Consider the following 18138-nt stretch of genomic DNA (forward strand, 5'->3'; position numbering starts at 1 on the left):
TCAGAAGGGATGCCCGATGGCGTCGCCGGGAATCGAGGACGATCCGCTGGCCGGGCACCCCGGTGCGGTACGCCCGCTGACCGGCGAGCTGATCGCCGCGGTGCTCGCCGCGCGCGGCCGCCCGGTCGGCCGTGCCCCCGACGGTGACCTCGTGGGACGCTTCGACGACAACCTGATCTGGTTCCTGCGCCTCGGCGCCGATGGCGAGCTGCTCCAGGTCCGCACGATGGTCGCGCCGACCTTCGGGATCGAACGGGTGCCCGACCTGTACGCCTTCTGCAACGCGTGGAACCACGACCGGCTCTGGCCGAAGGCGTTCGTGCACGTCGACGACGCCGGCCGGGCCCGGATCCACGGTGAGGTGATCACCGACCTGGAACGTGGCGTCACGCCCCACCAGCTCGACCGACTGCTCGACTGCGGCATCACGACCGGCTGCCAACTCGCCGTGGCGGTCGGTCGCCTGCCCGGCGCGGTGTCGACGTGACCGGCCGGGAGGAGACCACGGGCAGCCGTACCGACCGGGCGCACGCGCCCGCCAGCGGAGACGGCGGCCGGGGTGTCGGGCAGCGCGTCCCGGCATTGGTGTCCGCGCTCGCCGACGCCCGGGACCTGCCCGACGGGTCCGGCCGGCTGGCCGCGCTGGAACGGGTCGCCGAGCGCGCCGACGCCGCCGCGGACGCCCGGTCCGCGCTGGACGCGAGGTTCGCGCTCATCGAGGCGTACCTGCTGCACGGCGAGCGGTGGCGGATCGTCGAGCCGGTACGGCGCTGCCGGGCCGCCGCCGACCGGTGGCCCACGCTGCTCGGCGACCCCGAGACCGTGCTGCTGACGCGCTACCAGCGGTACGCGGTGGAGGCGCTGCTCGGCACCCCCCGGGTGGGGCTGGACCAGACCCGACTACTCCTGACCGATTTGGCCGAGCGGGTGGGGACGGGCGGGCTCGACGGGCCGACCGTCGCCGAACTGCGCTGCCGGATCGCCGACCAACTGGGCGACGAACCCACCGCCCGGCACTTCTACCGGCAGTGGGCGGGTACGCGTGGCGGTCCGGCCGGCGGGTGCCCCGGCTGCGCCCCGGCCCGCCGCGCGGAACTGCTGGCCGGCTGGGGCGAGTGGCGGGAGGCCCGCGCCGAGCTGGAGGCGTACGACACCGACGCCCCGGCCTGCACCGACCAGCCCGAGCGGGCGCTGGTCGCCGGACTGCTGCCACGGTTACGGCTCGGCGCGGCCGAGGAGGCCGCGGCGGCGCACGTGCGGGCGTACCGGCGGCACCGGCGCGAGCGCGCCGCGTTCGGGCATCTCGCGACCCACCTGCGGTTCTGCGCGCTCGGCGGGCATCTGGAGCGCGGGCTGGCCATCCTGACCGAGCAGCTGCCCCGGCTGGACCGGCCCACCGACGACCTCGCCGCCATGGAGTTCGCCGCGGCGGGGGCGCTGGTCTGCGGGCTGGCCGACGAGACGGGGCTGGGCGAGCGACGGGTGCGCCGCCCGGCGTACGGCGAGCGTCCGGCCACCGAACTGGACGTGTCGACGCTCGGCGCGCTGCTGCTCGGCCTCGCCACCGACCTGGCCGGCAGCTTCGACGCCCGCAACGGCACCGGTCACCAGTCCGGCAGGATCGCGGCCTGGCTGGCCGAACGTCCCGCCGCGGCGGCGGTGCCGCTGCCGGATGGCGGCGACGTCGCCGACGAGGAGGACGACGCCGGTCCCGGGCCGGACGGGGAGTCCGAGCGGGAGCTGATGGCGCTCACCGCCGACCTCATCACCGCGACCCTGGACCGGCGCGGCGACCGGTACCTGATCGACGACGACGGCACGGTGGTCGGCCGGTGGGGCGCCGCGGTGATCCAGTTCCGACGGGCTGGCGAGCGGGGCGAGGTGCTGCACACCCGGGCGATGGCCGACCGGCGGCTGCCGGCCACGCGGCGGTCCGAGGCGTACGCCTTCTGCAACGCGTGGAACCACGACCGGCTGCTGCCCAAGGCGTACGCGCACGACCTCGACAGCGAGATCGTGCTCGCCGGGGACGCGGCCACCGACCTGGCGCACGGGGTCGCGCCGGCGCAGTTGCGGGTGCTGGTGGACGCCGCCATCGCCACCGGCGTCGCGTACGCGGAGGCCGTCGCCGCCCTGCCCTGACCCGCGAGCGGGCCCGAAGGTTGCGGCCCGACGGGTGACTGTGCGACATCCGACAGCGCGCAACCGGACGTGCGCAACGGCTGTGGTACCGCCGTGGTCCGCAACAGAATCCGGGCCGGCCACCGACATCCACGGGGGACGTCGGCGACCGGCCCGGTCACGCGTGCGTCAGACCTCGACGACGGTGGGCACGATCATGGGCCGCCGTCGGTACGCGTCGTTGACCCACCGCCCCACGGTCCGCCGGACGATCTGCTGAAGCTGGTGCGGGTCGGTGATGCCGTCCGAGGCGGCACGGTTGAGCGCCTCGGTGACCAGCGGGATCACCGGGTTGAACGCCTCCGGGTCCTCGGAGAAGCCCTTCGCGGACAACGTCGGACCGGCGACCACCTTGCCGGTGACCGAGTCGACGACGACGGTCGTGGCGATGAACCCGCCGTCACCGAGGATCCGCCGTTCGGTGAGCAGCGACTCGCTGACGTCACCGACGGCGAGGCCGTCGACGTAGACGTACCGGCTCTTCACGTGCCCGACCAGGCTGGCGCGGCCCTCGACCAGGTCGACGACGTCGCCGTCCTCGCAGATCACCACCCGGTCGGGGGCGACCCCGGACTCGATGCCCAGCCGGGCGTGCGCCCGCAGGTGACGCCACTCGCCGTGCACGGGCATCAGGTTGCTGGGCCGGACGACGTTGAGCAGGTAGAGCAGTTCGCCGGCCGGCGCGTGCCCGGAGACGTGCACCTTCGCGACGTCCTTGTGCACGACCACCGCCCCGGCGCGGGCGAGCCGGTTGATGACCCGGTAGACCGAGGTCTCGTTGCCCGGCACCAGCGAGGAGGCCAGCACCACGGTGTCCCCCGGGGCGATGGTGATGTGCCGGTGGTCGCCGCTGGCCATCCGACCGAGCGCGCTCATCGGCTCGCCCTGCGACCCGGTGGACATCAGCACGATCTGGTCCGGAGGCAGCGTCGTCGCCTCCTCGATCCCGATGACCAGGCCGGCCGGGATGTTGAGCAGGCCGAGGTCGCGGGCGATACCCATGTTGCGGACCATGGACCGGCCGATCAGGGCGACCTTGCGACCGTGCTCCAGCGCGGAGTCGAAGACCTGCTGCACCCGGTGGACGTGCGAGGCGAACGAGGCCACGATGATCCGACCCTTCGCCTTCGCGAAGATCGAGTCGAGCACCGGCCCGATCTCCCGCTCCGGGGTGACGAAGCCGGGGATCTCCGCGTTGGTGGAGTCGGAGAGCAGCAGGTCGACGCCCTCGGCGCCGAGCCGCGCGAAACCGGCCAGGTCGGTGATCCGGCCGTCCAGCGGGAGCTGGTCCATCTTGAAGTCGCCGGTGTGCAGCACCAGGCCGGCCGGGGTACGGATGGCCACCGCGAGCGCGTCCGGGATGGAGTGGTTGACCGCGAAGAACTCGCACTCGAACGGCCCGAGCCGCTCGCGGCCGCCCTCGCGCACGGTCAGCGTGTAGGGCTGGATCCGCCGCTCGGCCAGCTTCGCCTCGACCAGGGCGAGGGTGAACTGCGAGCCGACCAGCGGGATGTCGGGTTTGTGGGCCAGCAGGTACGGCACCGCGCCGATGTGGTCCTCGTGGCCATGGGTCAGCACGATCGCCTGCACGTCGGCCAGCCGGTCCAGGATCGGGCCGAAATCGGGCAGGATCAGGTCCACGCCCGGTTGCTCGACGTCGGGGAAGAGCACCCCGCAGTCGACGATCAGCAACTTGCCGTCGTACTCGAAGACGGTCATGTTCCGACCGATGGCGCCGAGCCCGCCGAGCGGGATGATCCGCAGGCCACCTTCCGGCAGCGGCGGGGGTAGTTCCGCCTCGATGTGCGCCTCGGTCACGCGTCCACCTCATTCTGCGACGCCGTCACTCGGCGTCCGTCGTGTCGTTCGATCATTCGGGTAGCTCCAGGCCCGCTGCCGCGAAGTCCGCGCGCAGCTGGGCGATCTCGTCGTTGGTGGCGTGCACGAGCGGGGGTCGCACCGGACCGGCCGGCAGGCCCAGCGATGCCAGACCTGCCTTCACCAGGATGGTGCCCTGGGTGCGGAAGATGCCGGTGAACAGCGGCAGCAGCCGCCGGTGCAGGGCCAGCGCGGTGGGCATGTCCCCCGCGTCGTACGCCTGGATCATCTGTGCGGTCAGCGCCCCGGTGAAGTGCGTGGAGGTGCCGACCACGCCCACGCATCCGACGGCCAGCGCCGGCAGGGTGAGCGCGTCCTCGCCACTGTAGTAGGCGAGGCCGGTCCGGCTGGTCACCCAGCTGGTGGCGATCAGGTCGCCCTTGGCGTCCTTGACCGCGACGATGCGGCCGTGGTCGGCGAGTCGGACCAGTGTCTCGGTGTCGATCGGCACACCGGAGCGGTGCGGGATGTCGTACAGCATCACCGGCAGTCCGCTGGCGTCGGCCACGGCGGTGAAGTGCCGCAGCAACCCGCTCTGCGGCGGCTTGTTGTAGTACGGCGTGACCACCAGCAGACCGTGCGCGCCGGCCTTCTCGGCGGCGGCAGCCAGCTCGATGGTGTGCCGGGTGTCGTTGGTGCCGACACCGGCCACGACCCGGGCACGGTCACCGACGGCCTCGACCACGGCCCGGATCAGGCGTTCCTTCTCCGCGTCGGTGGTGGTCGGCGACTCGCCGGTGGTGCCGTTGACCACCAGCGCGTCGTTGCCCTGTTCGTCGACCAGGTGGCTCGCCAGCCGGGCGGCGCCGTCGAGGTCGAGTGAGCCGTCGGCGGTGAAGGGGCTCACCATGGCCGTGAGCACCCGCCCGAAGGGGCGGGACACCGGTCGGGCGGCGGCGTCGGGGTGGTCCTGCGTCATACCCTCCAACCTAGCGGACGACCAGCCGGAGCCCGCCGGGGAAGGGCTCAGGACGCCTCGTGCGGGCTGGCCGCCACCTCGGTGCCGTCCGGCAGCGTGGTGATCACGAAGTCGGCGAAGACGTTCGGGGCGACCCCCTGGAGCTGACGCAGACACTCCACGGCCAGCTCGCGGATCTCCACGTCGGCGTGCTCGGTGGCCCGCATCGCGACGAAGTGCCGCCAGGCCCGGTAGTTGCCGGAGACCACGATCCGGGTCTCGGTGGCGTTCGGCAGCACCGCGCGGGCGGCCTGCCGGGCCTGCTTGCGGCGCAGCGTCGGGTTCGGCTCGTCGGAGAAGCGCTGCTCCAGACCCTCCAACAGCTCCGTGTACGCCCGCACGCTCGCCTCGGCGGCCTCGACGAACTTCTTGTGCAGCTCCGGGTCGTCGGCGATGACCGCCGGCTCGACCATGGCCGCGTCCCGCTCGGGGACGTACCGCTGCGAGAGCTGGGAGTACGAGAAGTGCCGGTGCCGGATCAGCTCGTGCGTGAAGGAGCGGGACACCCCGGTGAAGTAGAAGGTGACCGAGCCGTGCTCCAGCACGCTCAGGTGGCCCACCTCGAGAATGTGCGCCAGGTAGCCGGCGTTGGTGGCCGTGGCCGGGTTCGGCTTCTTCCAGGACTGGTAGCAGGCCCGCCCGGCGAACTCAGCCAGCGCCTGGCCGCCCTCGGCGTCGGTCGACCACGGCACGTCGTCCGGGGCCGCGAACTGGGTCCACGCGATCAACTTGACCTGGGGCTGCACCATCTCCGGCATGCCTGGGACTGTAGTGGCCGGCGGCCCCTTCCCGAATCACCGGGTACCGTTGGTGTCCAAGATCTCGACAGCCGTGCCAGGGCTCCGCGGAACCGTGGGTCTCCCTCGTAGCCTGTCGAGCTGCCCCAAATCTGGGGCAGGAGCCGCACGGCCAAGGGCTCTCTCCCGCCGACGGAACCGGCACCCACAGCGCACCGGCCCCACCCCACCGACCCCGGAGCAGCCCCACCCCACAGCGCCCGCCCGCAGCACGCACGCAGCGCACACCCCGCAGCGCCCACGCCCTCGCTTGGGGTGCCGCCGCTACCGTCCTCTGGCGCCCCACATCTGGGGCAGCTCGACAGGGACACGCCACCACGTCCTGCCTCCCGCTGGCGAACGGGTCGGGGCAGGGCCGCGTCAGGCAGCAGCGGCGCCAGACGTGAGAGCAGCCCGGTCACACGAAGAGCAGGCCGGTCAGACGAAGAGCAGCCCGGTCAGACGAAGAGCCCTGCGGTCAGACGCAAGAGCCCTGCGGTCAGACGTAGAGCGAGGTGAACGGCGCCCAGGGCAGGTTGCGCACCACCGTGAACGCCAGCCACGCGGCCATGAAGCCGCCGATGACCTTGGGGCTGATCCGCAGCTCGGGCAGCCGCCAGCCGAACGCCTGGTTGCCCGCCCAGGCCACGAAGAGGTACGCCAGGAAGGGCAGCGAGAAGACGAACAGGAAGTGGTGTCGGGCGGCGGCCGGCAGGTCGGCGTGCAGCACGTACCAGAGCGCGCGGGTGCCGCCGCAGCCCGGGCAGTCGAACCCGGTGGTCAGCTTGAGAATGCAGGTGGGCGCGGCGTCCGGGTCGGCGTGGGTCGGGTTGCTCACCAGCGCGTAGGCCATGCCGAGCCCGACGCAGCCGACCGCGGCCAGTGGCACGGCCCAGCGCGGCGAACGTTCGTGGATCCGCAGGACGAGCCGGGTGAGCCGGTCGGGTTCGGGCGTCGGGTAGTGGTAACCGACGGGCGGCTCCGCCGACCATCCGTTCTGCGCAGCATCGGGGGCGGGCACCGTGTGGACGGCGCCGACGGTGGGCGGTGACTGGTCGACCGGTCCGGGAACGCTCGTCACGCGTTCACGGTACACCCGACACGCTCGCCAGGGCGGCCGTGAGCGGACCGGCCAGGTCACCGGCGGCGGGTGGGGCGACCGCGTCCAGCCCGAGCCAGCCGGCCAGCCGGTACAGCTCGGCGGCGAGCGCCACGGCGGTGTCCCCCGCGTCGGCGCCGGGCTCGAGCCAGGCGGCCGGCACCAGCAGCACCCCGGCCCTGCGGTCGGCCTTCAGGTCGACCCGGGCGGTGAACCGGTCGCCCTGCAGGAACGGCAGCACGTAGTAGCCGTAGACCCGCTGCGGCGCCGGCACGTAGATCTCGATCCGGTAGCTGAAGCCGAACAGCCGCTCGGTGCGGGCACGTTCCCAGATCAGCGGGTCGAACGGGCTGACCAGCGTGTTGCCCCGGACCCAGCGGGGCAGCCGTGCCGACGCGTGCAGCCAGGCCGGCTGCCGCCAGCCCGCCACGGTGACCGGCACCAGCTCGCCGGCCTCAGCCAGCTCGGCGACCGCCTGGCGGGCGCCGGCGACCGGCAGCCGGAAGTAGTCGCGCAGCTCCGGCTCGGCGGCCACCCCGAGCGACCGCGCGGCCAGGGCCACCAGACCGCGGTACGCCTCGGCGGCGGTCGGTGTGGGCGCGGCCAGCGCGGACGCCGGCAGCACCCGCTCGGGCAGGTCGTAGCGGCGGGCGAAGGACGTGCTGCGCTCGGCGGCGGTCACCTCACCCGCCCAGAACAGGAACTCCAGCGCCTGCTTGACGGCCGACCAGTTCCACCCCCAGTTGCCGGTCTGCCGGGGCGCGTCGTGCTCGATCTCGGCGGCGGTCAGCGGACCCCGGGCGGCCACCTCGTCGCGCACCCAGGCGACCAGGTCCGGCTGTTCCTGGGCGATGCGCCGCATGCCACCCCAGGCCTCGCTGCGAGCCCGGGCCATCCGCCAGCGCAGCAGCGGGTGCAGCCCGACCGGCACGAGGGACGCCTCGTGGCCCCAGTACTCGAACAGGTCGCGCGGGCGGCGGTAGGCGGCCTGGTCGAGCAAGGTCGTCGGGTAGGGACCGAGTCGGCTGTAGAGCGGCAGGTAGTGCGCCCGTTGCAGCACGTTGACCGAGTCCATCTGGATCAGGGCGACCCGGTCGAGGACCCGGCGCAGGTGCCGGCGGGTGGGCACGCCGGTCGGCGGCGGGTCGGCGAAGCCCTGGGCGGCGAGCGCCACCCGCCGGGCCTGCGCGAGCGAGAGTGAATCCGGTGCGGCCATCGTCGGCGACGATAAATCATCGGTACGACGTCGGTGCGGGAAGCTGGACTCCGACCGTCACGGGGGCATAGAACGGTGCAATGCTGACCATCCGCCGGGAGGAGCCGGACGACGCCGAGGCGATCGCCCGGGTGCACGTGCACGGCTGGCAGTCGGGTTACGCCGGTTTCATGCCGGACGAGGTGCTCGGCCGGCTCAACGTGGCGGCCTGGGCGCAGCGCCGCCGTGAGGTGGGCACCGCCGACCCGGAGCACCCGTTCACCACGCTCCTCGGCGAGGTGGACGGGCTGGCCATCGGCTTCACCACTTTCGGGCCGTACCGCCGCAACCAGGACCGGGACGACCTGGACCCGAGCGTCGGCGAGGTGCTGGCGCTCTACGTCGAGCCGGCGTTCTGGGGTGACGGGACAGCCACCGCGCTGCTCGCGGCCGCCCGCGCCGGTCTCGTCGAGCGCGGCTGGACCGGCTACCGGCTGTGGGTGCTGGCCGACAACGGGCGGGCCCGCCGGTTCTACGAACGGGCCGGGCTGTCACCGGACGGTGAGCGGTCGACCTACCAGGTGCCGCTCGCCGGCGGGCGCGGGCCGGTCGGGCTCGTCGAGCTGCGGTACGCCGGACGCCTCGACGACTGACCCGCCCGGCGTCAGCCACCGGCGGATCGGCAGGAAGGCCAGCAGAGCCAGGCTGATCCAGACGTACGCGTTGCTGCCGAGGAAGCCGTCCGCGCCGGTGAAGTCCTTCTCCCAGAACCAGACGGTCCGGCTGATCAGCAGGACGTACCCGATGGTCGCGGCGATCAGCAGGACGCGCCGGCGGCGGCCGGCCGGCGCGGCCATCGCGTTGTCGACCAGCAGGATCAGCGCGGGCAGCAGCCAGACCAGGTGGTGTACCCAGGTGACCGGGCTGACCAGGCACATCACCGCGCCGGTCAGGGCCAGGCCGGTCGCCTCGTCGCCGGCCGCGACGGCCGCGCGGGAACGCCAGGCCCACAGCGCCAGGGTGCCGAGCACCAGCAGCAGCCAGAGCAGGGTGCTCGGGTGCCGCGGGTCGAGGCGGGCGACCACGCCGCGCAGCGACTGGTTGGAGACGAAGGCCAACTCACCGACCCGAGCGGTGTTCCACAGCGCCTCGGTCCAGAACTCCCGGGACGCGTCCGGGAAGAGCGCGCCGGCCAGCACGGTCACCGCGGCGGCGGCGCCGCTGGCGGTGAGCGCCGCCCGCCACCGCCCGGTGACCAGCAGGTAGACGATGAAGATGCCCGGGGTCAGCTTGATCGCGGTGGCGAGCCCGATGCCCACGCCCGCCCACCGGTTGCCGGCGGGCAGCAGCCGGAGCAGGTCCACCGCGACCAGGAAGAGCAGCAGCGTGTTGACCTGCCCGAAGTTGATCGTCTCGCGCATCGGTTCGAAGGCGGCGGCCAGGCAGAGCGCCACGGCGAGGGCGAACCAGCGGGTCCACCCGGCCCGCCGGGCGATCGGGTCGACGAACCACCAGATCAGCACGGTGGTGGTGGCCACGCTGGCGAGCACGCTCACCACGATCGCGGCCGTCCACGGCAGGTACGCCATCGGCAGCATGACCAGCGCGGCGAACGGCGGGTAGGTGAAGCCGTACTGGGTGCTGGGCTTGAGGTAGTCGTAGATCTCGCCACCGTCGTGCACCCACCACGTCAACGCGCCGTAGTAGACCTTCAGGTCGAAGAAGCCGTGCCGTACGGCCGCGACGGAGAGGAACGCGGTGACCGCCACGGCGAGCACCACCACCCCGACGACCTGCACGGCCGTCCTGTTGGCACCCTGCGCCACCGCCGCCTCCCCCGCCCTGCGTAGGCTTCCGTCCCATGGCTCTCGGGTACGTCCGCCCGGCGCGTCCCGAGGACGCCGGCGAAATCGCACGCATCCAGCTCGCGACCTGGCGGGTCGCGTACCGCCGGATCCTGCCTCGGCATGTGCTCGACAACCTGGACGAGGCGTTCCTCGCCCGGCGGTGGAGCGCCGCGGTGCTGGAGCCGCCCTCGGGCGCGCACCGGGTGCTGGTCGCCGTCGAACAGGCCGAGCAATCGTATCTGGTGGGGTTCGCCGCCTCCGGCCCGGCCGACGGCGAGGCGTTGGCCCCGGGTGAGCCGGCCGACGCCCTGGGCCCGGACGTGGCAGCGGTGACCGACCTGCTGGTCGAACCGCGCTGGGGTCGGCGTGGGCACGGCAGCCGGCTGCTCGCCGCCACCGTCGACCTGTGGCGCGAAGACGGGATGGCTCGGGCGGTGGCCTGGGCGTTCGACGGCGACGAGGCGACCCGCAAGTTCCTCACCAGCACCGGCTGGGAACCCGACGGCGCCGCGCGGGCGCTGGACGTCGACGACATGCTGGTGCCTCAGGTGCGCCTGCACGTGGCCGTACCGGCCGAGCCACTTGCCGAGGACAGCCCCGGCGAGTGACCCGGCCGGGTCAGCCCTTGTCCGAACCGTCGTTGGCGTCGCGGACGAAGTAGCGCTGGAACACCACGAAGATGATCGCCACGGGAATGGTGGCGAGCAGCGCCGCGCCCAGCTTCAGCGGGTACTGGTTGCCGCTGCCCAGCGAGCCGCTGACCAGGTCGGCGAGGCCACGCGGCAGGGTGAACAGGTCCGGGTCCTGCACCGACACGAGGCTGTGCGGGAACTCGTTCCAGGAGCCCTGGAACGACAGGATGGTCAGGGTGATCAGCGCCGGTTTCGCCATCGGCAGCACCACCGACCAGAAGGTGCGGAAGATGCTCGCCCCGTCGATGCGGGCGGCCTCCTCCACACTCACCGGGATCGACTCGAAGAACTGCTTCATGATGAACACGCCCGCCGCGTCGGCCAGCAGCGGCACCACGAGCCCGGCGTAGCTGTTGTAGATGCCGAGCTGGTTGAGCACCAGGAACTTCGGGATCAGCAGGACCACACCGGGGACCGCCATCACCGCGATGACGGCCGCGAACAACCCGCCGCGCCCGGCGAACCGCAGCCGGGCCAGGGCGTACCCGGCGAGCGAGTCGAAGAACACCCGCCCGACGGTGACCAGCACGGTCACCAGCAGCGAGTTGCCCAGCCAGAGCGGGAAGTTGGTGCCCGCGAAGATCCGCTCGAAGCCGGCCAGGGTGAGCGGGTCCGGGAACGGCGAGAGCGGGTTGGCCGCCGCGTCCGGCTCGGTCTTGAGCGAGCTGGCGATCTGGATGACGAACGGGTAGAGGAACACCAACCCGAAGAAGACCAGCGTCGCGTACCCCAGGAAGCGGGTGGCCAGCGTGCGGGCCCCGCGCTGGTCACCGCGCGCGGGCCCCGCCGGGCGGTCGGTGAGCACGGCCATCTCAGGACCTCTCCGGTACGCGCCGACGCCACCGGCCGCGACGCGGCCGGTCGGTGTCCCGCTCGGCCAGCACGCGGCGCTGGACCAGCGTGAGCACGATGATGATCAGGAACAACACGAACGAGATCGCCGCGCCGGAGCCGTAGTCGAAGTCCCGGAAGGCGGTCCGGTACGACAGGTACGCCGGGGTGAGGGTGGTCTTGGCCGGGTCGCCCTGGCTCATGACGTACACCTGGTCGAAGACCTGCCAGGAGCCGATCAGGCCGAGGGTGAGCACCAGGAAGGTGGTCGGCCTGATCATCGGCAGCGTAACGTGACGGAAGCGCTGCCAGCGGGACGCGCCGTCGAGGGTGCTCGCCTCGTCGAGGGTCACCGGGACGTTCTGCAGTCCGGCCAGGAACATCAACATGAACGTGCCGGAGGTGGACCAGACGACCAGCGTGATGATCGAGGTCATCGCGACGCTCGGGCCGGCCAGCCAGTCCCACCAGCTCAGCCCGAACGGGCCGCCGCCGGTCAGCGCCGTCGGGGGCGTGTCGACGCCGACCGCGCCGAACAGCAGGTGCAGGACGCCCCGGGAGTCGGCGAACCACTCCGGTCCGTCGATCCCGACGAAGCCGAGCAGCGCGTTAACCGCGCCCGAGTTGGCGAACAGGAACAGGAACACCACGCTGATCGCGACCGAGCTGGTGACCGAGGGAAAGTAGAAGGCGCTGCGGAAGAAGCTCTTGCCCCGGAGCATCCGGTTGTTGACGATCAGCGCCAACCCGAGCGCGAGCACGGTCTGCGCCGGCACCACGATCGCCACGTAGTAGATGGTGTTGCGGATGCTGGTCATGAAGTCGCGGCGAGCCAGCCCGTCCTCGGTGAACAACCGGGTGTAGTTGTGCCCCCCGACGAACGGGACGTCGCCGGTGAACGGGCTGCCCTGGCCGTTCCAGTCGGTCAGGCTGACCCAGAACGCCATCAGGATCGGCAGCAGCAGGAACAGCCCCAGGATGACGATCACCGGCGCGACGAACAGCCAGCCGGCGAGGTTCTCGTTGCCGCGAACGCCACGACGGCGTCGGCGGCGGCCCGCGCCGGGCGCGGTGACCGCGGCGGTCAGTGTCTCGGTTGCCATCGTCCTCACCCCCTTTACTGAAGGAAGGGCCCCTTGTTATCGCCTAGTGCATAGGAAGGGGCCCTTCCTAACGAGTCAGCTGCCGCCGAGCGCGGCCTTGGCGTTCTTGTCGAAGTTCTGCAGCACGGTCTTCGGGTCACCGTTGGCGAGGCCCTGCAGGCCGGTGTCGAGGTCCTTGAGGACGCTGTCCATCTTCGGCGCGTTCACCGGGCCCTGGGCGTACGCGGCGCCGTCGATGAAGACCTTGTCGGCCGGGAAGGCAGCCGTGTACTGGTCGCGCACCGACTGCCGGGACGGCATGACGCCGACCGCCTTGGCGAACGTCAGCTGCTGCTCGCCGCTGGTCATCGCCTCGACGAACTTGATCGCCTGGTCCTTGTACTTGCTCTTCGCGGCAATGCCCCAGCACTGGGTGAAGGAGAGGGTGCCCTGACCACCCGGCCCGGCCGGCAGCGCCACCACCTTGTACTTCACGTTCGGGAAGTCGTTCTGCATGGCGCCCTTGATCCAGTTGCCCTCGATCGTCATCACGGCCTTGCCCTTGCCGAACGCCTCGCCGGACCAGCCGGAGTCGAGCTGCTTCGGGTACTTGGCCAGACCCGAGGTGAGCAGGGTCTTGACGTACTCCAGGGCGGCCAGGTTCTTCGCGCTGTCGGCGGTGGGCTGCTTGCCGTCCTCGCTCATCAGCCAGCCACCGTTCTGCACCAGGAAGGCACCGATCCGGTCCCGGGTGTCGCCGAGCGCCAGGGCCACCTGCCCCTTCGCCTTGATCTTCTGGGCGGTCGCGGTGAGCTGGTCCCAGGTGGTCGGCACGTCGGCGTCGGTCAGCCCGGCCTTGGCCCACAGGTCGGTGTTGATCTGCAGGGCGAGGGTGGAGAAGTCCTTCGGAGCGCAGTAGAGCTTGCCGTCGTACGTGAAGGTGGTGCGCAGGCTCTCGTAGAAGTCGCCCTTGTCCGCGAGCTTGTCGCCGTACGGCTCGAGCGCGCCCACGCTCGCGTAGTCGGCGAAGCGGGCCGCGTCGACGTAGAAGACGTCCGGCGGGGTGCCGCCGGCGAGGGACTGGCCGAGCTGTTGGGTGAGGTCCTGCGCCGGGGTGACCGTCGCGCTGTTGCCGGAGCTGCTGGCCCACTTCGCGGCGGCGTCCTGCACGGCCTTGGTCTCGGCGTCGCCGGAGGAGCCGATGAGGATCTGCAGGTTGGCCGGGCCGCTGGACTGGGCGGCGTCGCCGGAGTCGTCGAAGCCGCTGCCGCAGGCCGCGGAGCCGAGCAGCGCGACGGCGGCGAGGCCGGCGACCGCTGCCCGGGTGAGGGTTCTGGGTGCCATGGGTTTCTCCTGGTGGGGGGGTGGGTTACGCGGTGTGCCGCAGGGCCAGTGAGGGCGCGAGCAGCACAGGGGTGGGTGTCTGGTTGCCGTCGAGGACGCCGGTGAGCAGGTCCACGCAGCGGGCGGCGGCTTCGCCGAGTGGTTGGCTGACGCTGGACAGGCCGATGGCGGCGGCCACCGGCGTGTCGTCGAAGCCGATCACCGACACCGGCGGGTCGAGGTCGCGGATCGCCTGCAGGGCACCGAGCGCGAGCGAGTCGCTGGCACAGACCACGGCGGTCGGCGTCTCGGCGGCGAGCAGGTCGCGCATGAGGCGTTCCCCCTCGGCGACACCGTCCTCGGTCTCCCGGTGCAGTCCGGTGGGGTCGACGCCGTCGGCGTGCAGCGTGTCGCGCCAGCCGGCACGCCGGTCGTCGCCGACGCCGGAACCGGTCGGCCAGCCGATGAAGGCGATCCGCCGGTGCCCGGCGTCCAGCAGGTGCCGGGTGGCCGCGGCGGTGCCGGCCGCGCCGTCCACGTCGACCCAGGGATGCGCGTCGAGCGCGTCCCATGGCCGACCGAACGTCACGAAGGGCACCTCCCGCTCGGCGAGCCAGGCGGTACGCGGGTCGCCGTACTTGGTGCCGACCAGCACGAACGCGTCCAGCTCGTACGTGCCGAGCAGGTCGTCGTAGGTGGCGATCTCCCGCTCGTCGTCGGTGGCGGTGTAGAGCAGCACCCGGTAGCCGGCGGCGTCGGCGGTCTCGGTGAGGCCGTGCAGGAAGCGGTCGAGCACGGAGCCGTTGATGCCGTCGCGGGTGGGTTCGATGCGGGCGGCGATGAGTCGGGACCGGCCGGTGCGCATCTGCCGGGCGGCCTGGTTGGCCCGGTAGCCGAGCGCGGCGATCGCGTCCTCGACCCGTTGCCGGGTCTCCTGGCGCACGATGTGCGGGGTGTTGAGCACGTTGGAGACCGTCTGGCGGCTCACTCGGGCGTGCCGGGCCACCGTCGCGATGGTTACCTTTTCAGGCACTTAATCCCTCTCGCCGTCTTGAACGATCCAATTCGGATAGTGCAGGATTAGATCGTTCAAGTTTCTGGAATGTTTCGCACTTTGCACCGCCCGGGGCGCGTTGTCAAGACATCCGCCCCGCACCCCGATGATCTGGAGCCGCACCGTGACCGACCGCCAGCTGCAACCCCTTCTGCACGAGTTGGTGGGGGTGGTGCTCGCCCCCACCAGCGCGCTGGGGGACGCGACCGGACAGATCCGCCCGACCGGCGTCCAGGGGGTCTTCCACGCCGACGCCCGCGTGCTCTCCCGGGCCGAGCTGCGCGTGGACGACCAGGAGTTGGAGGGGCTCACCCACGGCGAGGACGGCCCACACGGCGCCCGCTTCGTGGCTCTGGCCCGCTGGCTCGGCGATCCCACTCCCGACCCCACCGTCCGCGTCGACCGCTCCCGCCGGGCCACCCACAACGGCCTCACCGAGGAGCTGCGGATCGTCTCGACCGCCACGGTCGGCGTACGGGCCACCGTCAGCGTCGACCTCGCCTGCGACCTGGCGCCCATCGAGGTGGTCAAGTCCGGTGGCGCCGCCGCGCCACTGGAGGCCAAGACCGGCCAGCCGGGCCTGCTCACCTGGGCCGCCGACGGGATCACCGTCACCGTCACCGCGCCGGACGCCGCCGTGCTCGCCACCGACGAGCGGGCCACCGCGCCCCGGCTGGCCTGGCCGATCGACCTGCCTCCGCGCGGCGAGACGGTGCTGCGCTGGCGGCTGGCCGTCGCGGACCCCCGCGCCGTGGTGGTCGGCCCGACCGGCGAGCCGGAGTGGGCCCGACCGGAGGTGACCGCCGACGACCGACGGCTGGTCCGTCTCCTCGACCGCGGCCTCGACGACCTGCGCGGGCTACGGCTGGCCGAGACCGGCGCTCCCGGGGACGTCTTCCTCGGCGCTGGCGTCCCCTGGTTCCTCACCCTGTTCGGCCGGGACAGCCTCTGGGCCGCCCGGATGATGCTGCCGCTCGGCACCGACCTGGCCGCCGGCACCCTGCGCGTCCTGGCCCGCCGCCAGGGCACCCGCGTCGACCCGAGCACCGGGGAGGCGCCCGGCAAGATCCTGCACGAGCTGCGCCGCCACGAGTTCACGCTGCCCGACGACGGGCTCCGGCTGCCGCCGGCCTACTACGGCACCGTCGACGCCACCATGCTCTGGATCAACCTGCTGCACGACGCGTGGCGCTGGGGCCTGCCCGCCGAGCAGGTCACCCCGCTGCTGCCGCACCTTGAGGCGGCCCTGCGCTGGCTCGGCGACCACGCCGACCCGGACGGCGACGGCCTGGTCGAGTACATCGACACCACCGGGCACGGACTGTCCAACCAGGGCTGGAAGGACTCGGGCGACGCCGTACGCTTCCGCGACGGCAGCCTGGCCACCGCGCCGATCGTGCTCGCCGAGGTGCAGGCGTACGCGCACGAGGCGGCGGTGAACGGCGCGGCACTGTTGGACGCCTTCGGCCGCCCCGGCGCGGACCGCTGGCGCGAACACGCCGCCGCCCTCGCCCGCCGGTTCCGGGAGAGCTTCTGGGTCGACGGCCGGTACGGCCCGCAGCCCGCCCTGGCCCTCGACCGGGACAAGCGCCCCGTCGACTCGCTGACCAGCAACATCGGTCACCTGCTCGGCACCGGTCTGCTCGACGCCGACGAGGAGGCGCAGATCGCCCGCCTGCTCACCACGGACACGCTGGCCGGCGGTTTCGGGCTACGGACGATGTCCACCGACGACGCCGGCTTCAGCCCGCTGTCGTACCACTGCGGTTCGATCTGGACCCACGACACCGCGATCGTGCTCGCCGGGCTGGCTCGCGGCGGGCATCGGGACGCCGCGCTCGGCCTGGCCGAAGGGCTGCTCTCGGCGGCCGAGGCGTTCGACTACCGGATGCCCGAACTGTACGGCGGCGACGACCGGACGCTGCTGCGCCGCCCGGTGCCGTACCCGGCGGCCTGCCGTCCACAGGCGTGGGCCGCGGCCGGCGCGGTCCTGCTCCTTCAGGCCGCGACGGGCCTCTACCCGGACGTGCCGGGCGGCACGGTCCGCGTAGCCCCCCTGGCCGGCCCCGACTTCGGCGCGGTGCGCGCCACCAACCTCCGGGTAGCCGGCACCCCGGTGAGTGTCACCGTCAACCACGTCGGCGAAGCCGAGGTAACCGGCCTCCCCACCCCCCTAACCGCCCCAATCCTCCCCACCCAACGCACCCCCCGATCCCCCCTCCCGAGCTAACCTCGCCCCTCCCAGCCCGTCGATCATGGAGTCGTGGCGAGCGAAAGCTCCACACCTGCCCCAAATACGGGGCACCACAACTCCATGATCGACGCCGACGGGGAGGCGAGGCCCGCCCCGCCCTGCGCGATCTTGCGGTTTGTGTTGCCGAGATGGGCGAGGATGCCGCCTTTGTCGCGACAGGAACTGCAAGATCGCGGAGGAGCGTCGGCGCTGGGGGGTTAGGCGAGGAGGGGGTCCAGGCCGATGGTCAGGCCGGGGCGGGTGCGGACGGCGCGGACGGCCAGGAGCACGCCGGGCATGAAGGACACCCGGTCGTACGAGTCGTGCCGGATCGTCAGCGTCTCGCCGGTGCCGCCGAACAGCACCTCCTGGTGGGCGACCAGACCGGTGGCGCGTACCGCGTGCACGCGTACCCCGTCGATGTCGGCACCCCGCGCGCCCGGCACCTCGTCCTTCGTCGCGTCCGGAACCGGGCCGAGGCCAGCCTCGGCGCGGGCCTGAGCGATCTGCCGGGCGGTGTGCGTGGCGGTGCCGCTCGGGGCGTCCAGCTTGCCGGGGTGGTGCAGCTCGATGATCTCAACGGACTCGAAGTGCCGGGCGGCCCGCGCGGCGAACTGCATCATCAGCACCGCGCCGATACCGAAGTTCGGGGCGATGACCACGCCCACCTCGGGTTTGTCGGCCAGCCAGCCACGCACCTGCGCCAGCCGCTGCTCGGTGAAGCCGGTGGTGCCCACGACCGCGTGGATGCCCTGCGCGATGCACCACCGGAGGTTGTCCATGACGACGTCCGGCGTGGTGAAGTCGACGACCACCCGAGCGGCGGACGCGGCGTCGAGATCGTCGCCCTGGTCGACCGCGGCGGTCAGTTCGAGATCGTCAGCGGCGTCCACGGCCTTGCAGACCTCGACGCCCATCCGACCACGGGCACCGAACACGCCGACCCGGGTCTTCTCCTGCTCGTCAGTCACGGGGCACAACCTATCCCA

The 18138-nt window shown here is 72.4% G+C and carries 16 protein-coding genes; 5 read left to right on the forward strand and 11 right to left on the reverse strand.

Going from position 1 to position 18138, the window contains the following annotated elements; translation table 11 throughout:
* Positions 1-16 precede the first annotated feature (16 nt).
* Positions 17-487 carry a YbjN domain-containing protein gene (locus ACIBTX_RS30880; protein WP_355051666.1) on the forward strand — a complete coding sequence of 157 codons (471 nt, stop codon included), beginning with the start codon at positions 17-19 and terminating at the stop codon, positions 485-487.
* Between the two features lie 95 nt (positions 488-582).
* Entirely contained in the window at positions 583-2142 is a 1560-nt protein-coding gene (locus ACIBTX_RS30885) for a YbjN domain-containing protein (RefSeq protein WP_396833353.1), read from the forward strand.
* A 168-nt stretch (positions 2143-2310) separates the two neighbouring features.
* On the opposite strand, the gene ACIBTX_RS30890 is transcribed toward ACIBTX_RS30885, so the two are convergent.
* The 5 genes from ACIBTX_RS30890 to ACIBTX_RS30910 all read right to left on the reverse strand — a co-directional run bounded on the left by ACIBTX_RS30890 (position 2311) and on the right by ACIBTX_RS30910 (position 8108).
* Positions 2311-3999 (reverse strand): ribonuclease J, encoded by a 1689-nt coding sequence (locus tag ACIBTX_RS30890; protein ID WP_357122486.1) that lies wholly within the window; start codon positions 3997-3999, stop codon positions 2311-2313.
* 52 nt (positions 4000-4051) lie between these two features.
* Positions 4052-4978: a 4-hydroxy-tetrahydrodipicolinate synthase gene (gene dapA, locus ACIBTX_RS30895; RefSeq protein ID WP_357122483.1), complete on the reverse strand. Its 927-nt coding sequence runs from the start codon at positions 4976-4978 to the stop codon at positions 4052-4054.
* Between the two features lie 47 nt (positions 4979-5025).
* Positions 5026-5766 carry an FAD-dependent thymidylate synthase gene (gene thyX, locus ACIBTX_RS30900; RefSeq protein WP_210786506.1) on the reverse strand — a complete coding sequence of 247 codons (741 nt, stop codon included), beginning with the start codon at positions 5764-5766 and terminating at the stop codon, positions 5026-5028.
* A gap of 526 nt (positions 5767-6292) precedes the next feature.
* A complete protein-coding gene (locus ACIBTX_RS30905; RefSeq protein ID WP_396833347.1) occupies positions 6293-6874 on the reverse strand; it encodes a DUF2752 domain-containing protein in 582 nt (193 codons plus the stop codon).
* 4 nt (positions 6875-6878) lie between these two features.
* Positions 6879-8108, reverse strand: coding sequence for a DNA glycosylase AlkZ-like family protein (locus ACIBTX_RS30910; RefSeq protein WP_357122480.1), 1230 nt, complete (start codon positions 8106-8108; stop codon positions 6879-6881).
* An 80-nt stretch (positions 8109-8188) separates the two neighbouring features.
* Between ACIBTX_RS30910 and ACIBTX_RS30915 the strand changes: the two genes are divergently transcribed.
* Positions 8189-8740 carry a GNAT family N-acetyltransferase gene (locus ACIBTX_RS30915; RefSeq protein WP_357175164.1) on the forward strand — a complete coding sequence of 184 codons (552 nt, stop codon included), beginning with the start codon at positions 8189-8191 and terminating at the stop codon, positions 8738-8740.
* Here ACIBTX_RS30915 and ACIBTX_RS30920 read toward each other — a convergent pair.
* Positions 8639-9913, reverse strand: coding sequence for a glycosyltransferase 87 family protein (locus ACIBTX_RS30920; protein ID WP_357122474.1), 1275 nt, complete (start codon positions 9911-9913; stop codon positions 8639-8641). The two genes, ACIBTX_RS30915 and ACIBTX_RS30920, sit on opposite strands and share 102 nt — an antisense overlap.
* Before the next feature lie 35 nt (positions 9914-9948).
* On the opposite strand from ACIBTX_RS30920, the gene ACIBTX_RS30925 reads away from it, so the two are divergent.
* Positions 9949-10542, forward strand: coding sequence for a GNAT family N-acetyltransferase (locus ACIBTX_RS30925; RefSeq protein WP_357122471.1), 594 nt, complete (start codon positions 9949-9951; stop codon positions 10540-10542).
* 10 nt (positions 10543-10552) lie between these two features.
* Here ACIBTX_RS30925 and ACIBTX_RS30930 read toward each other — a convergent pair whose 3' ends face one another.
* From ACIBTX_RS30930 to ACIBTX_RS30945, 4 genes are all read right to left on the reverse strand, one after another.
* Complete coding sequence (locus ACIBTX_RS30930) at positions 10553-11437, reverse strand: carbohydrate ABC transporter permease (RefSeq protein WP_357122468.1); 885 nt, start codon at positions 11435-11437, stop codon at positions 10553-10555.
* A 1-nt stretch (position 11438) separates the two neighbouring features.
* Complete coding sequence (locus ACIBTX_RS30935; RefSeq protein WP_357122465.1) at positions 11439-12560, reverse strand: sugar ABC transporter permease; 1122 nt, start codon at positions 12558-12560, stop codon at positions 11439-11441.
* Between the two features lie 75 nt (positions 12561-12635).
* On the reverse strand, positions 12636-13883 hold the full coding sequence (locus ACIBTX_RS30940) for an extracellular solute-binding protein (RefSeq protein WP_357122462.1): 1248 nt from the start codon (positions 13881-13883) through the stop codon (positions 12636-12638).
* Positions 13884-13908: 25 nt separating this feature from the next.
* Positions 13909-14895 (reverse strand): substrate-binding domain-containing protein, encoded by a 987-nt coding sequence (locus ACIBTX_RS30945; RefSeq protein WP_357393711.1) that lies wholly within the window; start codon positions 14893-14895, stop codon positions 13909-13911.
* Between the two features lie 145 nt (positions 14896-15040).
* Here ACIBTX_RS30945 and ACIBTX_RS30950 point away from each other — a divergent pair, with 145 nt between their 5' ends.
* The gene (locus tag ACIBTX_RS30950; protein WP_396833348.1) at positions 15041-17146 is read left to right on the forward strand and encodes a glycogen debranching N-terminal domain-containing protein; all 2106 of its coding nucleotides are present in this window, start codon (positions 15041-15043) and stop codon (positions 17144-17146) included.
* A 221-nt stretch (positions 17147-17367) separates the two neighbouring features.
* Here ACIBTX_RS30950 and dapB read toward each other — a convergent pair whose 3' ends face one another.
* On the reverse strand, positions 17368-18120 hold the full coding sequence (gene dapB / locus ACIBTX_RS30955; RefSeq protein ID WP_357393707.1) for a 4-hydroxy-tetrahydrodipicolinate reductase: 753 nt from the start codon (positions 18118-18120) through the stop codon (positions 17368-17370).
* Between the last annotated feature and the right edge of the window lie 18 nt (positions 18121-18138).

The organism is Micromonospora sp. NPDC049359, assembly GCF_044466585.1.
Lineage (GTDB): Bacteria > Actinomycetota > Actinomycetes > Mycobacteriales > Micromonosporaceae > Micromonospora.

Coding starts and splice junctions, on each gene's coding strand:
- ACIBTX_RS30880 (WP_355051666.1), top strand. CDS start 17: ATGGCGTCGCCGGGAATCGAGGACGATCCGCTGGCCGGGCACCCCGGT.
- dapA (WP_357122483.1), bottom strand. CDS start 4,978: ATGACGCAGGACCACCCCGACGCCGCCGCCCGACCGGTGTCCCGCCCC.
- thyX (WP_210786506.1), bottom strand. CDS start 5,766: ATGGTGCAGCCCCAGGTCAAGTTGATCGCGTGGACCCAGTTCGCGGCC.
- ACIBTX_RS30910 (WP_357122480.1), bottom strand. CDS start 8,108: ATGGCCGCACCGGATTCACTCTCGCTCGCGCAGGCCCGGCGGGTGGCG.
- ACIBTX_RS30915 (WP_357175164.1), top strand. CDS start 8,189: ATGCTGACCATCCGCCGGGAGGAGCCGGACGACGCCGAGGCGATCGCC.
- ACIBTX_RS30925 (WP_357122471.1), top strand. CDS start 9,949: ATGGCTCTCGGGTACGTCCGCCCGGCGCGTCCCGAGGACGCCGGCGAA.
- ACIBTX_RS30930 (WP_357122468.1), bottom strand. CDS start 11,437: ATGGCCGTGCTCACCGACCGCCCGGCGGGGCCCGCGCGCGGTGACCAG.
- ACIBTX_RS30935 (WP_357122465.1), bottom strand. CDS start 12,560: ATGGCAACCGAGACACTGACCGCCGCGGTCACCGCGCCCGGCGCGGGC.
- ACIBTX_RS30940 (WP_357122462.1), bottom strand. CDS start 13,883: ATGGCACCCAGAACCCTCACCCGGGCAGCGGTCGCCGGCCTCGCCGCC.